We start from the raw sequence: 3,503 nt of genomic DNA, 5'->3' as shown, positions 1-3,503 counted from the left end.
AAGTGTAACATCCATGTTTGTTCATGGTCTTTTTACACTGTCTACCTTAAGGGGATAATATCAATATAGTGTCTTTTTTTGTTGATATAGTTCTAAAGAAAATGTAGTGATTAATAAAAATATGTTGGATGCTTCTTGGTTAATACTATAATAACATTACCATCGATAATTTTAAACCATTTTATTATTATATTTAAATTTATACATTTTTTAGACACGTTTGTATCATTTTCTTTCTATTACCAAAATTTCCAGTTTCTTTATTTTTATGCCTATACTATAATTTAACTGCTAAATCGTAAAAAAGGAGATCTAATAGATATGGAGATGGGAAAATTACAGGAACTAATTGAAGAAAAGAAAATAGATCTAATTAAACTTGCAGAGAAATATGGATTTAGACATCAACAAGTGTTACGTTTAAGTCAAGATATAGATATATTAATAAATATATTTATTCATATAAAATGTAAAATGAAGTAGAATTTATACATTTATACTAAAAATTATGGAAGGGTTTGAGAACCAACAATCTGTACGGTATGGTCACAGTACCGTAGCCCACGAATCTATATGATTTGTTGTGGGAGTGACGATGGCACACCGCAATCTTGCACGTCAGCGATACCAGAGATGGACTTCGCCTTTGGTAGCAATAATCCCACTGAGTTAGTCAGCTTGCCCCTTTAGGGATGGGAGTGTCAATTTGGGGTAGTTTACTGAGAACAAAAAAGCAGATATTGAATTAGAATACGCATAATATTTTGTAACAGAGTGTACAAAATATTATGCTGTAGATTGAACGGACAGAGCATATGCTGCAGAAGTTAGTACTATAATTTATGATGAAAAAACAAGGTTTCTGATATCGTATATAACACAACTTGTCGTGAAATGATGAATAATAATTAATCAGATAATTTAGAATACGCTGAATAAAAAATGGATCCGATATTTACATATTGGTTCCTGTTTCTATTTATTCATTTTGAGCACTAACTTATTTATATCTATATAGTAGCATTATAGGTCAGTTTCTATCAATTTAACTAAACAATAATCAACAATATACTTAATGAAGTATATTGTTAATTATTGTTTAATCGTTATTATAATTGTATAATTAGTAAAACTTAATTTAATTAAGGTGTACTAATTTAATTAAGGTAGTTAGTATATAGATGTGGTGAAGGGAGATTATGACATGTCTATTGAACAATATATACATTATCGAAAGTCAGGAAAACAAATAGTTGATATCAAAAAATAACATCTATTAAGTAGGGATCCGATTTTAACATTGGAACTAGGTTAGCGATGCTATGCAAAAAAATATTTCACTAGACACGGTAATTAATTTAATTAATTACATTATGACTTTAAAGGTGAATGATAAAAATTATTCATCCTTAAATCCATTTCAACTTATGTAAAATAAAAAGGCGGGATAAAATGAAATCAATAGGCGTTACTCGTAAACTAGATGGATTAGGGCGCATTGTGATTCCAAAAGAGATACGAAGTACATTCGGAATTGCAGACAAAGAACCTATGGAACTATTTGTGGAAGATGGAAAGATAATTTTACAAAAATTCAAGTCATATGACGGTTGTACCATAACAGGTGATATTACAGAAAAAAATATTTCTTTGGCTAACGGACAAATTATTCTTAGTCCTGAAGGGGTAGAGTTTTTAATCAAGGAGATCAAGCTACACCTAATAAAGTAGTTAATAATTGTAATAGGTTCAAGATTCGTTTTCTTTGACTTGGCCAATTTTACACTACTAATAATAACGCTACAAAATAAAATATTCCATTAGTTATTCTGCTATAAGTGGACTATCTATAGTTTTATTAAAGTAATAGTGTCAGTATGTCCAAGGCTAGGAGAGTACTTACAAGGTAACTTATGATAAAGGAAGTAGTTTTTATATTTATTATATTATATGAATATAAAGGGTTTAGATGGTATAATATTAATACAGAAAAATATATTAATATTATTCTTTACATATTTTGGAATTTAATATATACTCCGGAAAAATTTAATTGTATAGTATATTTTGTCATATCTTTAGATTTTTCGACATAAAAAACATAAATAGAAGACGAATTAGGAGAAGGAATTATGTACACAAAACTATTAAAATCAATTACATCATTATCACTTATAGGTGGTGCTTTATTATATACAAATGGCAGTGATGTGAAAGCTGCTGAGGCGGGGATTTTTTCTGATGTGCCTACATCGCATTGGTCGTATCCAGCGATTAAAGATTTAGGAAGTAAAAATATTATTTCCGGTTACGGAAATGGGATATTTGGTTTTGGAGATGTTGCGACGAGAGAGCAAGTTGCAGCTTTAGTGTATCGAGTTATGCTTCCGAATAAACAAGGTGGAACGTTTAGTAGCAATAATGCTCTTTATGTATTAAAGGACGGATCAAAGTTCAATAATCCTTATGGTGATATTAACCAGAACTCTACGATGTTTCCTGAGGAAATTTTAATGTTAACGAATGCAGGTGTATTTAAAGGGGATGAGAAAGGGAATTTTAGACCAAAAGCTCCTGTGAATCGCGCAGAAATGGCACAAATTCTTACAAACGCTTTCCATCTTACTGCGAAACAAAAGCATACATTTAACGATGTTCCAAGCGGTTATTGGGGTGAGAATGCAATTAGTGCAGTGCAGTCAAACGGAATTGCATCTGGTACAGGTGACGGGAAATTTGAACCAGGTCAAACGGTAACGCGTGAACAGTATGCACAGTTTTTATATAATACTTTGCAAGATAAAACTCCTGAGGTTACGGTGCAAGATAAAAAGCCCACGCTTACGGTGCAAGATAAAAAGCCTGCGGTTACGGTACAAGATACAGGGGATGCAGCATTATTAACAGCGTTTAAAGAAGAAGTACAAAAGCGTATTAATGCCTATGAAACGAATATTGTACTTCCATATAAAACGGAAAATAGTAATAGAAAAGAAGTAATGGATACACTAATTAACGCATATGAAGAAGTGGCAAGTAAAAATGAGTATACAAATTATAATAGATCGAATGTTTCATATAAACAATCAGGATTACCTGGAAATTATACATTTACGATAAAGATTACATATCGTGAAACGAAAGATCAAACGGAATATGTAATGAAACAAGCGAAAGCAATTGTTTCTTCTATTACGCAAGTTGGAATGAATGATCATGAAAAAGTGAAGGCGATTCATGATTATGTCGTAAAGCATGTTTCTTACGATACGTCTTATACAGCTTATACAGCATATGAAGCACTCGCAAATCGTTCTGCAGTTTGCCAGGGTTACGCACTATTAACCTATCAATTATTAAAAGAAGCTGGAATCGAGAATCATTTTGTAGTAGGAACTGGAGACGGTCAGCCTCATGCTTGGAATTTAGTGAAAATAGAAAACAAATGGTATCACCTTGATACAACATTCGATGATCCAATACCAGATGAACAAGGCCGCGTA

General features: G+C 31.6%; 3 protein-coding genes. All 3 read left to right on the top strand.

Features of this window, described 5'->3' with window-relative positions; translation table 11 throughout:
* Positions 1-321 precede the first annotated feature (321 nt).
* A complete protein-coding gene (locus tag CER22_RS30725) occupies positions 322-483 on the top strand; it encodes an aspartyl-phosphate phosphatase Spo0E family protein (RefSeq protein WP_088610477.1) in 162 nt (53 codons plus the stop codon).
* Between the two features lie 969 nt (positions 484-1,452).
* Positions 1,453-1,731 carry an AbrB/MazE/SpoVT family DNA-binding domain-containing protein gene (locus CER22_RS30720; protein ID WP_088610476.1) on the top strand — a complete coding sequence of 93 codons (279 nt, stop codon included), beginning with the start codon at positions 1,453-1,455 and terminating at the stop codon, positions 1,729-1,731.
* 401 nt (positions 1,732-2,132) lie between these two features.
* Positions 2,133-3,503: S-layer homology domain-containing protein (locus tag CER22_RS30715; protein ID WP_088610475.1), on the top strand; the 1,371-nt coding region annotated here is incomplete at its 3' end.

The sequence above is a fragment of the Bacillus sp. K2I17 genome (assembly GCF_002209985.1).
GTDB lineage: Bacteria > Bacillota > Bacilli > Bacillales > Bacillaceae_G > Bacillus_A > Bacillus_A wiedmannii.
Note: the sequence above shows the minus strand (reverse complement) of the source record. Positions and strands in the feature narration are given on the sequence as shown.